14 protein-coding genes are annotated in these 16,361 nt (G+C 49.3%); 2 read left to right on the top strand and 12 right to left on the bottom strand.

Annotation, left to right across the window (positions count from 1 at the left end; translation table 11 throughout):
* Nucleotides 1-9 precede the first annotated feature (9 nt).
* Entirely contained in the window at nucleotides 10-1,293 is a 1,284-nt protein-coding gene (hisS, locus tag D1831_RS09465) for a histidine--tRNA ligase (protein ID WP_125072698.1), read from the bottom strand.
* 388 nt (nucleotides 1,294-1,681) lie between these two features.
* On the opposite strand from hisS, the gene D1831_RS09470 reads away from it, so the two are divergent.
* Nucleotides 1,682-2,530, top strand: coding sequence for an N-acetylmuramoyl-L-alanine amidase (locus D1831_RS09470; RefSeq protein WP_125072699.1), 849 nt, complete (start codon nucleotides 1,682-1,684; stop codon nucleotides 2,528-2,530).
* Between the two features lie 72 nt (nucleotides 2,531-2,602).
* Nucleotides 2,603-3,445: a fructosamine kinase family protein gene (locus D1831_RS09475; protein ID WP_125072700.1), complete on the top strand. Its 843-nt coding sequence runs from the start codon at nucleotides 2,603-2,605 to the stop codon at nucleotides 3,443-3,445.
* Nucleotides 3,446-3,522: 77 nt separating this feature from the next.
* Here D1831_RS09475 and D1831_RS09480 read toward each other — a convergent pair whose 3' ends face one another.
* From D1831_RS09480 to D1831_RS09530, 11 genes are all read right to left on the bottom strand, one after another.
* The gene (locus tag D1831_RS09480; protein ID WP_125072701.1) at nucleotides 3,523-4,146 is read right to left on the bottom strand and encodes an HAD-IA family hydrolase; all 624 of its coding nucleotides are present in this window, start codon (nucleotides 4,144-4,146) and stop codon (nucleotides 3,523-3,525) included.
* A 71-nt stretch (nucleotides 4,147-4,217) separates the two neighbouring features.
* On the bottom strand, nucleotides 4,218-4,664 hold the full coding sequence (dtd, locus tag D1831_RS09485) for a D-aminoacyl-tRNA deacylase (RefSeq protein ID WP_125072702.1): 447 nt from the start codon (nucleotides 4,662-4,664) through the stop codon (nucleotides 4,218-4,220).
* A gap of 11 nt (nucleotides 4,665-4,675) precedes the next feature.
* Nucleotides 4,676-6,943: a RelA/SpoT family protein gene (locus D1831_RS09490; protein ID WP_125072703.1), complete on the bottom strand. Its 2,268-nt coding sequence runs from the start codon at nucleotides 6,941-6,943 to the stop codon at nucleotides 4,676-4,678.
* Between the two features lie 87 nt (nucleotides 6,944-7,030).
* Nucleotides 7,031-7,360 carry a hypothetical protein gene (locus tag D1831_RS09495; RefSeq protein ID WP_125072704.1) on the bottom strand — a complete coding sequence of 110 codons (330 nt, stop codon included), beginning with the start codon at nucleotides 7,358-7,360 and terminating at the stop codon, nucleotides 7,031-7,033.
* A gap of 70 nt (nucleotides 7,361-7,430) precedes the next feature.
* Nucleotides 7,431-8,183 carry a 16S rRNA (uracil(1498)-N(3))-methyltransferase gene (locus tag D1831_RS09500; RefSeq protein WP_125072705.1) on the bottom strand — a complete coding sequence of 251 codons (753 nt, stop codon included), beginning with the start codon at nucleotides 8,181-8,183 and terminating at the stop codon, nucleotides 7,431-7,433.
* Between the two features lie 12 nt (nucleotides 8,184-8,195).
* Nucleotides 8,196-9,146: a 50S ribosomal protein L11 methyltransferase gene (gene prmA / locus D1831_RS09505; protein ID WP_125072706.1), complete on the bottom strand. Its 951-nt coding sequence runs from the start codon at nucleotides 9,144-9,146 to the stop codon at nucleotides 8,196-8,198.
* A gap of 212 nt (nucleotides 9,147-9,358) precedes the next feature.
* Nucleotides 9,359-10,888, bottom strand: coding sequence for a Mur ligase family protein (locus tag D1831_RS09510; RefSeq protein ID WP_125072707.1), 1,530 nt, complete (start codon nucleotides 10,886-10,888; stop codon nucleotides 9,359-9,361).
* Between the two features lie 13 nt (nucleotides 10,889-10,901).
* On the bottom strand, nucleotides 10,902-12,410 hold the full coding sequence (locus D1831_RS09515) for a glycosyltransferase family 4 protein (RefSeq protein ID WP_125072708.1): 1,509 nt from the start codon (nucleotides 12,408-12,410) through the stop codon (nucleotides 10,902-10,904).
* Nucleotides 12,411-12,422: 12 nt separating this feature from the next.
* A complete protein-coding gene (gene asp1, locus D1831_RS09520; RefSeq protein WP_125072709.1) occupies nucleotides 12,423-13,928 on the bottom strand; it encodes an accessory Sec system glycosyltransferase Asp1 in 1,506 nt (501 codons plus the stop codon).
* Between the two features lie 15 nt (nucleotides 13,929-13,943).
* Entirely contained in the window at nucleotides 13,944-15,578 is a 1,635-nt protein-coding gene (locus D1831_RS09525; protein WP_125072710.1) for a glycosyl transferase family 1, read from the bottom strand.
* A gap of 193 nt (nucleotides 15,579-15,771) precedes the next feature.
* Nucleotides 15,772-16,361, bottom strand: a 590-nt coding sequence (locus D1831_RS09530) for an LPXTG cell wall anchor domain-containing protein (protein ID WP_125072711.1), incomplete at its 5' end; no start/stop codon positions are given.

Raw genomic sequence — 16,361 nt, forward strand, 5'->3', positions numbered from 1 at the left:
AAATTCCTCCTATTTGCTAGTTAAAAGTTGATCAACGTGGTTAAACACGTCCGCCATGGCAACTTTGCGTTCTTCACCAGTGGCCATTTCCTTTAAGTTGACGACTTGGTCGGCCATTTCCGTTTCCCCGACCGTCATCGTGTAACGGGCGTTCAAACGGTCGGCACTCTTAAACTGGGCCTTCGGTTTGCGGTCCAAGTAATCACGTTCTGCCGTATAACCGGCACCCCGGATGGCCTGAACCAGCTTCAAGGTCGTTGCGCTGGCATTTTCGCCAATACCGACCACGTAGACGTCCAGCGCATCGTCGGTTGGAATCGCGACCTTTTCAGCGTCCATCAAAACTAGTAACCGTTCAACCCCAAGTCCAAAACCGACGCCGGAAACTTCGGGACCGCCCAGTTCTTTGACCAAGCCGTTGTAACGACCCCCGGCACAGATGGTCGTGTAACCCTGACCCAGTGCTTTGGAATTGGTCATGATTTCGAAGATGGTGTGGTTATAGTAATCTAAGCCCCGCACCATCGTCGCGTCGACGTCGTAAGGAATGTCCAACGCTTCGAGGTACGCTTTGGCTTGTTCAAAGTGTTGCTGGGCGTCCGGCGTTAAATAATCCAAAATCGACGGTGCGTCGGCAACGAACTTCTGGTCTTCCGGCGCCTTACTATCCAGGACACGGAGCGGGTTTTTGTGTAACCGTTCCTTGGAATCATCACTTAATTCGTCAAAGTGGGGTTCCAAATAGTCGATCAAGGCTTGGCGGTAATCGTCGCGCGTTTGTTGGTCACCCAAGGTGTTGATCACCAGTTTTAAGTCGTTTAAGCCAAACTTCTTTAACAGGTTGTAACCCATCGCGATCACTTCAACGTCTAACGCGGCGCTTTCACTCCCAAAGGCTTCGACCCCGAGCTGATGGAATTCCCGTAACCGCCCAGATTGGGGCCGCTCGTAGCGGAACATTGGTCCCATGTAATAAACTTTAAGCGGTTTTAAAACTTGGGGGCCGTACAGCTTATTTTCGACAAAGGCCCGAACAACACCGGCCGTACCTTCTGGCCGTAACGTGACGTGCCGGTCACCCTTATCGTGAAAATCATACATTTCCTTAGTAACGATGTCGGACGTGTCCCCCGCTGAACGCGAGAACACTTCAAAGTTTTCAAACATCGGCGTGCGAATTTCTTTAAATTGGTAAGTCTTAAACAGGTCGCGGGCCGTTTGTTCAACGTATTGCCACTTCTCACTTTCACCGGGCAAAATATCCGCGGTGCCTTTTGGCCGTTGGTATCTCATTAGTTACTTCCTCCTTCTAATCAAATCGACAAAAAAAGCGCCCCTGAATCGAATCAAGGGCGCTTTTAGCGCGGTACCACCTTTATGAGTACTATCTGATAACGTCTGTAATCACAGGCGGAACGTTCCGTTCACCTCAAAAGCGTCTCCTCATTGCTCGCCATCCGGAATTCTCAGCACTACCGGTCTCTGCCTAAAGCGTTGCACAATGCTCTTACTTTCTCTGCGGTCGATTTATTAACTTACGGTTAAAGTTACACGAAAAGCTCGTAAAAGTCAACTGATGCCCGTAAAATAATGGCCATTAGCGTCCGTTCGGAACATTTTTTGGTATACTGGGTGAAGTATTCTAAAAAAACTCATTATATATTTAGTTGGTGACCTATTCATGCAAGTGTTAAAACAATTTTGGCGCCAAATTACGGTCGCAGTCGTCTTTATCGGCCTCGTGGCTGGCTTTGTCGTACTCCTCGCGACAAATAATACGGCGACCGTGAACATCGCCAACGTCAATATTCGTCAAGGACCCGGAATGAGTTACGCGATCGCGGACTCTACGACCAAGGGAACCAAGGTCCACATTATGAAACGCAAAAATAACTGGTTATACGTGCGCTACGCAGACCACAAGTTTGGCTGGATCGCCAGCTGGCTAGTTAACGAGCACAACACGCAACTCACGCGGACCACCAAGATTTCCGAAGCGACCATCGTGTTAGATCCGGGACACGGGGGCTCCGATTCAGGGGCCCTTTCCAGTCAGGGTAAAATGGAAAAAACGTACACCTTAAAGGTGGCACAAGCGGTCGCTAAAAAGCTCCGGGCTGCGGGTGCCCACGTGGTCATGACCCGCGACACTGACACGTACGTGGGACTAAGTGCTCGACCGGCCATTGCAAATAAGCTTCACGCCGACGCGTTTATTAGTTTCCACTTTGACAGTTCTCCGGAAAAGAACCAGGCTTCCGGGATTACGACCTACTACTACCATAAATCCACTTCACTGACCCTCGCAAAGGACCTCAGTAACGACGCCTCAACCTTGCCAATTCAAAGCAAGGGCGTTGACTTCGGCGATTTTCTGGTGATCCGGGATAATTCAGTACCGGCGGTCTTAATGGAATTAGGTTACATTAATGATAAAGCGGACTTTAAAACCATCAGTTCGGCAAAGTATCCGAACGAAGTTGCCCACGCGGTTTACGCCGGCTTAAGCACCTACTTTGCAAATCAATAACCATAACAAGTCGTCGACGCTGGTCGGCGGCTTGTTTTCGTGTTACAACTAATTAAAAAGGAGTTGATTGGGATGCAATTATCAAAGGAATGGTTAGCCCAGTTACCGCTTACTAACATTACGAGTGTCACTCCCGTCAGTGGCGGTGACATCAACGCGGCCTTTGCCGTTCAAACGGCCCACCACCGCTACTTTTTAAAGGTTCAACCCCAGCGCGGCGCCGCCTTTTTCAGTCACGAAGTCGCGGGACTGGCCCTGCTGGAACCAGTAGTAGCCACGCCGCACGTGATCGCTAACGGAACCATTGATGGCGACGGCTACCTGCTGCTCAGCTGGCTGGAAGCGGGCCACGGCAGCCAGCGCGCCTTAGGTCAAGCAGTGGCACGAGTCCACCAGCAACACGCCTCTCAGTTTGGACTCGACCACGATTTTACGTTGGGTAAGATTCCAAAACTCAATCACTGGCAACACAGCTGGGCCACCTTTTACACCCAGCAGCGTTTGGATGTACTAGTCAAATTGGCGCAAGATCAAGGTCACTGGTCCGCACAGCGAGCGGCCCATTACCAACGGCTCCGCAAACACATTCTCGCTGAAGACCACATGCGGACGGTACAACCGAGCCTCTTACACGGGGATCTTTGGTCGGGCAACTATTTGTTTACCGCTGACGGAACCCCGACACTGATTGATCCCGACGTTTTTTATGGTGACCGTGAAATGGACCTGGCGATGACCACCATTTTTGGCGGCTTCAGTGACGACTTCTACGCCGGCTACCAGCAGGTGTACCCGATTGCACCCGGGTTTGAAGAACGGTTGCCAGAATATCAGCTCTATTATTTACTGGCGCACCTGAACCTCTTCGGTGAAACGTACGGTCCGGCCGTTGACCGCATCCTGAACCGCTATTGATGCCGCTAGTTGTACCATGCGCCCTAGTGAGCCAAAAAACGTCCCCCAAGAACTTAGCTGGGGGACGTTTTATTTATCTATTTAACGAACGGTAACAGTTCGTTAAGGTTCGCGACTTGGACTTCGGGGTGGCTAGTCACGTGAATTAAATGATCAACGTCGAATAAATAACCCGCGATTCCCGCGTTATGTCCCGCTTCAATATCCAAATTACGATCGCCGACCATTACGGCAATGTGCCGGTCAACGTGGTGCTTATCAAGCAGGTAGTTCAACGCGGCCGGATCGGGTTTACGAGCAAAGGGTTGTTCGGCCGTGACCGCATCAGTAAAGTATTTCGCAAGGCCCGCACGTTGTAAATACTGGTGGGCACTTTGATTACGGTGGGTCATCAGGTAATTATGACCACCTAACGCTTGAACTGCCCGTAAAACGGCTTCAGCTCCGGCAAACGCGGCCGGAGCAACTTGCAACGCGGGTTCGTATTGCTGATACCCCGCTCGCAAGTCGTGCCAGTCCCAACCAAAACGTTTCGCCACCGTGCGCTCCGCGTAACCTACGGAGTGTTGCCGCATCATTGCGTAGGTTTCATCCGCGCTCACAGTCGCGCCTAAGTTGCTGACAGCTTGCTGGAACCCGGCGACCATCGCCGGGTAGGTAGCGAGTAGGGTTCCGTCCAAATCCCACAAAAATTCACGCATTGTTAAAGCCCCCATATTAATTGTATTAGTCAAAAAGCCGAAAGTTCAATAACGGACTTTCGGCTTTAACGTTATTTTTGATCAGTGTCGTAAATGATCGTGACCGGGCCATCGTTGGTCAGGCTCACTTGCATATCGGCACCAAATTCACCGGTAGCGACTTGTACCCCACCAGCAGCCAGTTGCTGATTAAATGCATCATACAACTGACTGGCAGTTTGCGGATCGCCAGCCGCGGTAAAACTTGGCCGGTTTCCGTGCCGGGTATCCGCGTACAGTGTAAATTGCGAAACGGATAAAATTGCGCCACCGACCTGTTGCAGGTTTAAATTCATTTTTCCCGCCGCGTCACTAAAGACCCGCAGGTTGAGAATCTTGTGCACTAAATAATCTAGTTCCGGCTGACCGTCACCGTCTCTAAAACCGACGAGTAACACAAAGCCGTGGTCGATTTGCCCCCGCAGTTCACCGTCGATGGTGACCGTGGCCTGCCGACTACGTTGTAATACGACGCGCATTGGTTAACCTCCTAAGATAATTTGCGTTCAACGACGTAGACGTCCTGAACGTTCTTTAAACTATCGATAATGCGTTGCAGGTGGTCCAAGTTACGAACCCCCAACGAAACGCTAATGATCACCATTTTGTTATGGTCAACTTTACCGTTAACGTTGGTCAAAAACTTCGTATTATTGTTAATGACCTTTAAAACGTCGTTCAGCATCCCGTTGCGGTTGTACCCTTGAATTTCAAGGTCGGAGTTATAGTTGGTCCGGTCACCCTCGGGATCCTCCCACTGCACGTCAATCAACCGTTCACCCTGAGCTTCGGCACTCGTCACGTTGGGACATTCCACCCGGTGCACGGATACCCCGCGGCCCTTAGTGATATAACCCACGATCTCGTCACCCGGAATGGGTGAACAACAATGGCTTAAACGTACTAACAAGTTATCAACGCCCTGAATAATCACCCCACCGGATGACGAGACTTTACGGCGTTTCTTTTCTTGTTTGTCCTGTTCCTCGGTCTTTTCCTTGGATTTTTTCTTTGGTGACGATTGTTCGGCAGTTTCGGCAAGAATCGCTTCTTCCCGTTCCCGCTGCCGGTCAGCTTCCCGTTGTTTACGCACGTCACTCGTTAACCGGTTGGCGATTCCCACGGGCTGCAGGTCGCCAAAACCAAGGGCGGCAAAGAGATCGTCCTGGCTGGCATAGTGCATCTTTTTCGCCACAGCGTCAAGTTTGTCCTTAGTCATCACGTCTTTAGGACTAAACTCAAATTCTCGTAATTGCTTTTCCAGCAATTCCCGTCCGGTAATGATGTTTTCTTCCCGGTCGGCGTTGCGGAAAAACTGCTTGATCTTATTACGGGCCCGGCGAGTGTAAACCAGTTTTTGCCAGTCCCGACTCGGTCCGGTCGAACTCGTCGACGTTAAAATATCGACGATGTCTCCGTTTTTGATTTGGTAATCCAACGGGACGATTTTACCGTTAACCTTGGCTCCGGTAGTGTGGTTCCCAACCTCGGTATGGATCGAATAGGCCATATCCAGCGGACCGGCACCCTTTGGTAACTCGGTGACGTCACCCTTCGGTGTAAACGCGTAGACCCGGTCACTAAAGAGGTCCCCCTTAACGCCTTCCATAAAGTCGGCGGCGTCCTTACTTTCATCTTGAAGCTCAATGATTTCCTTAACCAAGTTCAGTTTGTTGCCCGATTTGGTTGCTTGGACTTCACCGCGTTTACCTTCCTTGTATGCCCAGTGGGCCGCAACCCCGTATTCAGCGACCCGGTGCATTTCAAATGTCCGAATCTGGATCTCTAAGGGTTTGCCTTCGGGGCCGACCACGGTCGTGTGCAGCGACTGGTACATATTGGCCTTAGGCATCGCGATGTAATCCTTAAAGCGGCCCGGCATGGGTTTCCACTGGGTATGAATAGCCCCCAAAACGGCGTAACAGTCCTTAATGGAGTCCACGACCACCCGAATTGCCAATAAGTCGTATAACTGGCTAAACTGCTTATGTTTATCGCGCATTTTTTTATAAATGGAATAAATATGCTTGGGCCGGCCGTAGATTTCCGCGTCGGGTAGTTCCAAGTCCTTCAAGGCTTTTTGAATATCTTGAATGGCAATTTCAATGTATTTTTCCCGGTCTTCACGCCGTGAGTTCATTAAATGCACGATGCGGTAGTACTGTTGCGGATTCAAATAACGCAGTGAGATATCTTCAAGTTCCCACTTGATCGTACTAATCCCCAACCGGTCCGCAATCGGTGCGTAAATTTCCAACGTTTCGTTGGCAATGCGCCGTTGTTTATCGGGACGGAGGTGTTGTAACGTCCGCATATTGTGCAGCCGGTCCGCCAGTTTAACAATCATGACCCGAATGTCTTTAGACATCGCTAACAGGAGTTTACGGTGATTTTCGGCTAACTGTTCTTTATTGGACTTATACCGAATTTTACCAAGTTTCGTGACCCCGTCAACGATGACGGCGACGTCTTTACCAAATAATTCTTCAACGTCACCGAGTGTTACCCCGGTATCTTCCACCACGTCGTGTAAAAAACCCGACGCGACGGTTTCTGGATCCATCTTTAATTCCGCTAAAATGCCGGCAACTTGGATGGGGTGCATTATGTACGGCTCCCCGGACTGCCGGTACTGATCACGGTGCACGTAAGTTGCAAAGTCGCAGGCCCGTTTGACGAGTGCGACGTGATCTTTATTCATATATTCTTGAACCATATTCAGGACGTCTTGAGCCGTCCAGGTTGGTTGTTTGGGCATTGCTATCACCACGACTTCCACAGAATTCTAATTGCATAAAAGGCACGTTAGTTATCCACCCAACGTGCCTTACCGACCGATTTTACACTAAACTTCGCGAGGTGCGGTCAACCCGTATGCTAAGTAAGAGATGCCTAGATCGACTAACGCCAAATAATAGACATAGGTTGGAAAAAACAGGTACAGGCCAATAAAACAAAATACCGGCAGCACGAATACCAGCCAGCCAGTCCGGTCCGCTTTACGAATCCACCAACCAATTACCGCCGCCAAGATGAAGTCGACTACGAATAACAGCCATACAATTTGGTGAAACCGGCTGACACTCATAAGCTTCAATCCCCACGGTAACACCACCCCAACGACAAGCGCAATGAGCCAATATTGGCCACTGTATTTCAGAAACTTTTCCGTCAAACTTATTCCCTCACTTACGCTTAATTGCTAAATGACTATGATTATTCATTGTACACCACTGCCCGTTAAATTACACTAGTTCGCACCAAAAAGACACGCTACTTAACAAGTAGAGGGGCGCGGTTTCGGCTCGCATGATTCGTGGCCCAAGACCGGCTGCCACGATACCCGCGGCGTTTAACTGGCCGACCTCGTCCGGCGTCAGGCCGCCCTCCGGCCCAAAAATCGCTAACAAGCGCTGACCCGGTTGCATCTGTTTCAAGGTTTGGACCAGTTGGCCGCTTTCACCCCGTTTCGCCGATTCTTCCCAGGCAACGATACCGCGGTCGTACGGCACATCCGCAACGACCCGCTGTAAGTTGGCCGCGTAGCTGACGGTCGGAATCATGGTTCGGTGGGACTGTTCCGCCGCCCCCTGCGCAATCTTGGCCAAGCGTGCTAACTTGCGTTCACGTTTATTAGCGGCCCACTTGGCAACCGCCCACTGACTATCAAAAAAGACGAAGGCGCTGGCGCCTAGTTCGGTCCCCCGTTGAACGATTTGTTCGGGTTTGTCCCCCTTGGACAGCCCGCAGGCAATCGTCACGGGCAGCGGTAATTCAACTTGGGGGTGGCTGACCGCCGTAACGGTGGCCGTGGCCGTTTGACCGTCCGTAGTCACGAGTTTTGCAACCAACACGGCGTGGGTCAGCGTCACAAATTCCGCTTGGTCGCCGGGTTGGGCCCGCATGACCTTGACCCAGTGTTTAACAACGTCCCCACTGACGGTAAAGGTCGTCCCAACCGTCGCAGCCACCGTCGTTTTTAAAAAGTATCGTTGCATGGCGTTCCCCCGCTAATCTTCATCGGTTGGCAAGTAGGCCACAATACTGTGCCAGTCACCCATCTGAGTATGCTGAGCAATTTGAAAGCCCGCTGCCGCGATCGCGTCACGGACCGTTTTGAACTTATCGTTAATAATCCCCGAAGTAATGAAGTACCCGCCCCGTTTTAAGTTTGCTTTTGCTTGTGGAACTAACGGGACGATGATTTCGGCCAAAATGTTGGCCACGATAATGTCCGCTTGAGCATGAATCCCCTTTAACAGGTCGTTAGCCGCCACCTTAACGTCCTTAGCGACCGGGTTTAAGTCTAAGTTGGCTTGAGCCGAACGCACGGCGACTTCGTCTAAGTCGTAAGCTTCGACGGCACCCACGCCCATGGCCTTAGCCGCAATGCTTAACACACCGGAGCCGGTCCCAACGTCAATCAAATGTTCGCCCCCGTTGATGACCGTTTCGAGACCCTGTAAGGAAAGCTTTGTCGTCGGGTGTGTCCCGGTACCAAAGGCCATCCCGGGGTCTAGCTTAATAACCTCTTCACCGGGCTGGGTAACCTGATAGTTTTCCCAACTAGGGACGATGGTTAAGTAGCGGGTCACCCGCACCGGGTGGTAATACTTTTTCCACGCCGTTGCCCAATTTTCATCAGACAGGGCCGCCATGCTGACTTCGTTGGGGTCCGGGTTCAATCCGTATTCCGCCAATTTAGTAACCCGTTGCTTAATGGTTGGTAAAATTTCAGGAACGAACACCGTTTCTGGAAAATACGCTGAAACCTTGGCACCGCTGGTCACGTGCGGAATGGTATCCAAGTCGATAATTTCACCGTAACGGTCGGGCTTTAAATTCTGGTAATCAAGGGCGTCGTCAATTTTAACACCACTCGCACCGGCTTCCATCAAAATATTTGAAACGGCTTCAACGGCTTCGTTCGAGGTACTAACGGTAACTTCAGTCCACTTCATTAAATTTCCTCCATATTATAATAGTAGATTAACAATCCCACTTAGCCGGGATTGGACTTAACGCTGTAATCCTACCCATTATATAACAAGCCACAATTTGGTTTCAATTCCCAGCAGATGACGCCCTTAAACAGCGACTCACTTTAACAATCACAATCAAAAAAACTCGAAACCGTCTAAAAAACCGGTTTCGAGTTAACTGATTACTGACGTTAACGAACAGCCGCCCGCTTTAACAACCGTGGCGTTAAGCGGCGAAGATCCGAGCCGTACTTGAAGTGTTGCCCCTTTACGATGACAAAAGCATCCTCTGGTAAAGCTTCAATGTTATCGATCAAAGCATCCATTTGGGGATAGTACTTAGCCCGCTGACCCCGTTCTGCTAACGCATCAATTAACGGCTTGATCGTTGGATCCCGATAGCCAAGGACGAGATCGATACCGCTATCCAAAATCGGTTGCACATAACTTAGGTTAAGTTGGACGGCCGCCTCCGCGGTAATGTCATCACCGGTTTCAATCACCAGCACTTTGGGGCCGTGGTAAAACGGTCCCCGCTCCTTTAAGACCGTCAAGACGTTCAAGACGGAATGACGCGTTGAATTATAGGTATCCTCCACTAACGTAACTGCCCCTTGAGTCGTGCTTAAATTATGAAAAACGAGTTCGTTGTGCAGCGGCTTAAACGCTTGAAAGGCCTTAGTCAGATTGGGCAACTGCCAACCTTGTAAACGAAAAGCTAAACACGCCGCCAGTAAGTCCATTACCGGGCCATCGCCGGGAAGCGCTAGTCGGATCACCGCCGTTTCGTCTAAAATGTTCAGGGTCAATTCCGAATAATCACGGAAATTTTGGCGACTAACTAAGTAGGCATCCGCATGCGGATCGTGCAAACTAAACGTATGGAGATCCTGGGCGTGTTTCTGCGCAGTCAGTTGGAGTAATTTATAAATTTGGGGGTGCATATCATAATTAAGGATGGCATGCCCACCCGGGCGCATCTTTTCAAAAATACGGCCCTTCACCCGTGCCGTTGCTAAATCCTGCTTCAAACTAGACGTCAAATCATCCTGTCCAGGAATAACGGAACGCTGATGAGCCCCGCCAATCTGTGTAACAATCGCCGTTGTGGCCTCAAAATTATGTGAAAGCGGCGCGTTTTTAAAACCATCCACCGTTTTGGTAGTCAGGGCCCCAATTGATAACTCCGCGACCATCGCGTCCGGCGTAGTCAACAACGTCGTTAATAATTGGGGCAAGACTTGCCGCACGTTGTCATTCCCTAGGTTGGTCATCACCCGGTGGCCACTAGCACGCATTAATTGTGCCAACATCAGGCGGGTCGTGGTTTTGCCCACCGAACCCGTGACCGTTAGGACCTTACCAAGGTAGCGTTCACGAATATAGGCTGCTACCTCCAAATAAAACCGCCAGGTATCCGGGACAACAAATTGGGCAACGCGCCCCTTCAAACCGGGTACCGGTGCTTCGGTGATAACCAGTTCAATTTGTGAATGGGTCAAGACCCACTTGGCGACGTCGAATTCCGCCGACAACGCGCGCGCTTTAATCTTTGCGCGCCGGGCATTATCCCAGTAGATGAAGCCGCCGTGTTTAACTTCCGGACGCTGCTCAAAATGCATCCCCGTCTTGTGGCCGAAGTAGTCCACCGCCCAGTCCTGAGTTGGTTCCCCCACTAATTCACCCGTAAGTTGCAAAAAGTCATTCCTATCTAACCGCATGTGATTTCCTCCGTTAACTTTGCATTTGCCGAATAAAGCCTTGCCACTGAGTAAAAACGGCCTTTTCGGAATAGCGGTGTGAATTTTGATAAGCTGCCCGACTGTACTCAGCTAATTGATCAGGCCGTTGCAGTAAACTAAGCATGCTGTCAGCCAGTTGTTGCACATTGTCACAAGTGGTGAGAATTCCACTGACACCATCTTGAATAATCGCACTCGGCCCGTAGCGGACATCGTTTGCAATCATCGGTAGACCGTGTGCCTGTGCTTCCAACAACATTAATGAAAAACCTTCCGCCCGACTAGGTAGAACGCCCACTTGTGCCCGGTTATAAACCGCGTTGACATCGTTGGTATACCCTTTAAAACTAACGCAATCCTCTAACTGAAGCCGTTTAACTTGCTCCTGAACTTTTTTTAACGTATCCCCGTTGGCGTAACCCCAAAATTCCAGCTGGGCATCGGGAATTTGTTGGTGAACTTGTTGAAAGGCCGTGATGGTTTGGTCTGGTTGCTTTTCCGGTGCTAACCGGGCTACTTGAACAATCAGGTGCTGTTGCCGTTCTTCAAACGGTACCGGATCCGCGCTCAACGTGGCGTCACCCACGTAACCAACTGGAATGGTGAAAGCCGGTACGCTCGTTCCAAAGCGTGCCTGGACCTCCTTCGTTTGTTCCGGCGTTGCGGAAATCACCGCATCCCAGCGTTCAAAGTTATTTAAGGCGTTCGCGTAGTTATTATTCAACGGCGCGTGCATAAAGTCTCCATCCGAGCCAACGTGATTATTATGTAGATGCAGGACTTTTTTCGCCGGGGTCTCCATATTAAATAACCCCCAGGCACATTCCACGGTTCGATCACAAATAAAGACGTTGTCCTCACCATTACGATTAAGCTCGTCATAGAAGAAACGCGTTAACTCATTCATTCCGTTAAACAGCCAGTTTTGTCCGCGATAGTTAATAACGCGCCACGTGATTCGCTCTTGTTGCGCACGATTCAACATGTGAATTTTCTCCAAATGAATTTGTCCATCGGCACCAAAATAGGCTTCTTGCGCGATTTTGCCGTTCCAGTCAAAGAGTTGTTCTAAACACTTAACGCCGCGCGTATCCCACCAAACCATTTTTAAGGTCTTACCGTTAACGTCGAAGTACTGAATATTGCTAACGTGCTCCGTTTCTTCGCGCAGATAAATAATCATCAATAGCTTGCCCTTTTGAATCACGTTGACTTGCCGTCCCTTACGCGTTTTTATTGCGTCGGCCGGGACCACAACGTCCGCCAAGTCAAACGTTTTCGGCGTAACTGCCTGGGTGCCGCAGAAAAAGTCAAAGAGATTAATAAAGTCGGCATCGGCAATTTGGGCGGCTTTCAGCACCTCGTGGAGGTTCATCGCAAACATCCGCGTAACAATTTTGGCAGCAACCCGGTGACGTTTAAAAATCGCTAAACGACTAATTTCGGCGTGCTCAATACCCGATTTTGAAAATTGCATATTGTCGTTTAAAAAATAATACATAAAATCACCCTCCTATAGTCCCAATGCTCGTTGCCAACGGTGCCAAACCTTGGTCGCCGTCTGATGATCGTGCAGTTGCGCGTACGCTGCCTCACTAAACGCCGTCAACTTTTGAGGACTAGCCTGTAACTCAAGAATCCGTTTACTCATCGTTAACTGATCACCAGGTTTAATCACGTAACCAGTGACCCCGTCGTCGATAAAATCGGCCGGTCCATAATTAAACTGGTAACTAATTACCGGCAACCCGTGGGCCATGGCCTCTTGCATTGCCATTGGACCACCATTAGCTAGCGCGGTATTTAACAAGATTTGATAATTGTCATAAACGCCGCTCAAATCTGGTTGGTAGCCACACAACCGAACTTGTTTTTCCAGTTGAAGATCCGCCACTAACTTTTTCAATTGGTCAACGTACTTAGCATCCCCGTACCCGTAGAGGTCACAACGGACGTTGTTGATATCTTTTTTAACTAACGCGACGACCCGAATCAATTGCTCCAACTGCCGGTCCGGAGCTAACCGTCCCACGTAGAGCAGTTGGTTTTTGCGTTCAGTGATGGGCCGCAACGGGGCCTGTGAACGCGCGGTCGTCGTTACGTTGGGCATCACCATGACGTGGCCGTTTGGAAACCGCCGTTGCAAGTGTTGGGCCTGCTTGTTCGTCGCGGTAATGACACCGTCAAAGTGAGTCAAATTATCGAAAGCTGGTTGTAAGTACCCGTCCAATGGTGAATGCAGCGGCTCGTTAATGTCCTTTGCGTGATAGATTGGAACGTTAACGTACTTATGAGAATCATCATTCAACCGTAATAGTGGTTGGACCCCGGTTCCCGGTCGGTCGCTAATAAACGTCGTTGTGGTGGAATCTAACCGACTGAGTTCCGCTATGAAGAAGTTAAATAAATCATCCCGATTCTGGAAAAAGCGCTCGGACTGATGCTGATAGTTTCGTAAAATTACGCGTGATAATAGGGGGTTCCCTTTGACGTCAGCCACGTAATACTCTTCCAACACCGTTTGACCAGCCAAGTTGTAATACCGTTGCATGATCAACTTACCGTTTTGTCCAAAATACTGCGTACTAGATTTAAAGCCCCGCCAATCCCAAAGGTCCGTCGAAAGCGGGTTCCCCTGGTTATCAAGAAATTCCTGATAATAGACTCGCCCAATCGTTCCCGGAATAAACCCAACCTTACTAACTAAATTATCACCGTTGGTCACTTCGCTAAAATCGGCACCAACTGTAACCGCGTATTCCACCGGCAACTTAAGGTCATCCGTCCGTACGAACCGTGATTCGACGCTGGTCGTTTGTTGAAAGAAATCAAACATGTTCAAAATTTGCTCATCAGGCAGCTTAATTGCGGTAACCGTTCCGTGCAGTAACCGGTCGTAGGTCTTGGTCACAATTTTTGCCGGTTGGTGGAACTGATTAAACAAACGGACCCGGTCAATTGCGGCGTGTTCCACACTGGAATTTTTTGCTAATAAATATTCATTAATAAAATAAAACATCTTATCACCCTCGCTTTAATATTGACGGTAAGTGTAATCGTAGTAATTGATCAATCCGGATAAAAAGTGCTCACAATCGTCAATCCGGGTTCGGAAATTATCGTGACGAGCATAAAAGCCACCGATAAATTTAGCAGGATTGTATAAATACATCGCAATTTCTGGTAGGAAGCTCCCACTGGTGATTTCATACTCCGCGCGGTACTTCCAAGCTTGCCGTAGCCGCACTAAGTTGTACGGTTCCAATAGGTCTTCATTTCCCGAGTCCCGGACCAGGTCGGTCATTTTAACCGCGGCGTCCAGTAACTCAAGCAACGTCGGGTAAGTGGTTTCCCGATCTTCCATGAACTTCAAGTGGTCAAACGCATTCTTTAATCCCAGTGCCATGTAATCCCGGTTATTTGGGAAAACGTGCAATGATTCATTAATTGCGTATGAGATCCAGTGATCATGGTACTTTCCGTAATTGTGCGCAACCATGTAATCTAAAATTTGTTTGATTTGCGCCAACACTTCCGGATCTTCAGTTAATTCATAAAGACGGGTCAGGCCAAAGACCACTTCGCCTTCGTAATAAATGATTCGGTAGGCACTTTTTAGACTCAAATCCGGGTTCAAAACGTGTACCAGTTTGCCGTCCTTTTGAATGAAGGCGGGAACCCCTTTGAAGACCTTTTTCAAGACTGGCATAAACGTCGGGTCCCCGGTCACCGACTGATACTTACTCAGCGTCAACATGAGTAACGCCTGTCCACCGAGCTTTAATTCACCGTTATCATCGATAAAAATTTTGCCCTCATGCTCGACGGTAGCTTCCTTTAGCCCCCATTCAATGGCCCGTTTGACCTTTTGATAATCTTCCGTCCGTCCCGTGAACTGAATTGCTTCCAATAAGGCGTATAGTGATGAAAAATGACGAACGGTATTGTACTTACTAAGTATCAACTGTTTAGCTGGATAATAACCGTACACAAATTTCCCGTTAGGCTTCATTTGATTAATTAAAAACGTTTCACCAACGTCAATGGCGTGCGCAATCTCGCTCTTTGGATCACGCATGACGCGCAGCCCCTTATTACAATCTTCTTTGGTTGAAAGCTGATAAATCTGCGTTCCGTCGGTAAAAATGCCGGCGGTCGTAAACGTCCAGACGTACGCCGTTTGCTCAATATCCACGGGCAATTCACCACTGCGCTTAATTAAGTAAGGTTTCACACGGGTGTAATCCACCCACGAGCCAGAACGGTTCCGCCCAATCACGTGTTTTTTGCTCGGCTGGAACATTGCTTGCCCGTTAATCTCCATTTCTAACAACGCGGTCTTAAGTTCAGGGTCAAAGCTAACACCGTAACGCCAATAATTCATCCGAATCGTTGCCGCCAATTGCTTTTCGAACTGGGCACGTGGCAACCGCTGTAAGCACTGCACACTCTCGATCCGTACCCAGCTATCTTGCGGTGTCGTGGCTAGATGCCGTTCCACTTCGTCCCATGTCCGCTTAAAGCTGTTGTGCCGAATAAACGTCACTTGCGCCCGGTGCCGATGATCACTCACCGAAAGCGCTAAGGTAACGGTACCCGTACCACGATCAATTAAGTTACCCGTTGAAGTAATCGCAGTTTGCAGTTGTTTAATGAAAGATTTTTGCATTTTAGTCCCATCCTAACTTAATTCTATTTTTTACAACTATGTATGCCCACGGGCGAAGTGCCCGTGAGACTGACGAGTTATTAAAGGTCTTAAAACACGATCTTCGTTCTGAAATGACTAAGCGATTATTACGACTACTCGTCAAAGCGTAATTTCATTTAAATTAGTCTTTCTTCTTGTCAAACTGTTCCTACTACTCATCACGCCGTTTTTTACCGAGCCCCAACATTGCTAACAACCCACTCGCCGCAAGTAGCAAACTACCAGCAAGCGTTGCGTTCGTGTTATCAGCATCATTAGTTTGTGGCAAGGCACTATCGGTGCCAGTTTCGGATGAAGATTCAGTTGCATTTGCGCTGGCCGCAACACCAGTTTGGGCTTGATCACCAGCAGACGTGGTTACATTCGCAAGGTTGCTTGGTTGACTAGTCCCACTAGTATTACCTAGATTGCTAGTATTCCCGGCAGCGTGGTTGTTATCAGAATCTGAACCACCAGTTAGTTCATCGGCATCTGAACCAGATTCTAATCCAGCATTAGCACTGTTACCCAGTCCATTGTCGACATCAGTACCACTGTTTGAACCGTTTTCTGAGTCAACTTCATCACCAGAACCATTATCAGTAACGGTGCCACTACCTAATCCATTATCCGTATCAGTACCACTGCCCGAACCAGTATCCGTGTCAGTGCCACTGCCCGAACCAGTATCCGTACCAGTACCACTACCTGAACCAGTATCCGTACCAGTACCGCTGCCTGAACCGGTATCCGTGTCAGTAC

The organism is Lactiplantibacillus garii (genome assembly GCF_003885105.1).
Lineage (GTDB): Bacteria > Bacillota > Bacilli > Lactobacillales > Lactobacillaceae > Lactiplantibacillus > Lactiplantibacillus garii.

Coding starts and splice junctions, on each gene's coding strand:
- hisS (WP_125072698.1), bottom strand. CDS start 1,293: ATGAGATACCAACGGCCAAAAGGCACCGCGGATATTTTGCCCGGTGAA.
- D1831_RS09470 (WP_125072699.1), top strand. CDS start 1,682: ATGCAAGTGTTAAAACAATTTTGGCGCCAAATTACGGTCGCAGTCGTC.
- D1831_RS09475 (WP_125072700.1), top strand. CDS start 2,603: ATGCAATTATCAAAGGAATGGTTAGCCCAGTTACCGCTTACTAACATT.
- D1831_RS09480 (WP_125072701.1), bottom strand. CDS start 4,146: ATGCGTGAATTTTTGTGGGATTTGGACGGAACCCTACTCGCTACCTAC.
- dtd (WP_125072702.1), bottom strand. CDS start 4,664: ATGCGCGTCGTATTACAACGTAGTCGGCAGGCCACGGTCACCATCGAC.
- D1831_RS09490 (WP_125072703.1), bottom strand. CDS start 6,943: ATGCCCAAACAACCAACCTGGACGGCTCAAGACGTCCTGAATATGGTT.
- D1831_RS09500 (WP_125072705.1), bottom strand. CDS start 8,183: ATGCAACGATACTTTTTAAAAACGACGGTGGCTGCGACGGTTGGGACG.
- prmA (WP_125072706.1), bottom strand. CDS start 9,146: ATGAAGTGGACTGAAGTTACCGTTAGTACCTCGAACGAAGCCGTTGAA.
- D1831_RS09510 (WP_125072707.1), bottom strand. CDS start 10,888: ATGCGGTTAGATAGGAATGACTTTTTGCAACTTACGGGTGAATTAGTG.
- D1831_RS09515 (WP_125072708.1), bottom strand. CDS start 12,410: ATGTATTATTTTTTAAACGACAATATGCAATTTTCAAAATCGGGTATT.
- asp1 (WP_125072709.1), bottom strand. CDS start 13,928: ATGTTTTATTTTATTAATGAATATTTATTAGCAAAAAATTCCAGTGTG.
- D1831_RS09525 (WP_125072710.1), bottom strand. CDS start 15,578: ATGCAAAAATCTTTCATTAAACAACTGCAAACTGCGATTACTTCAACG.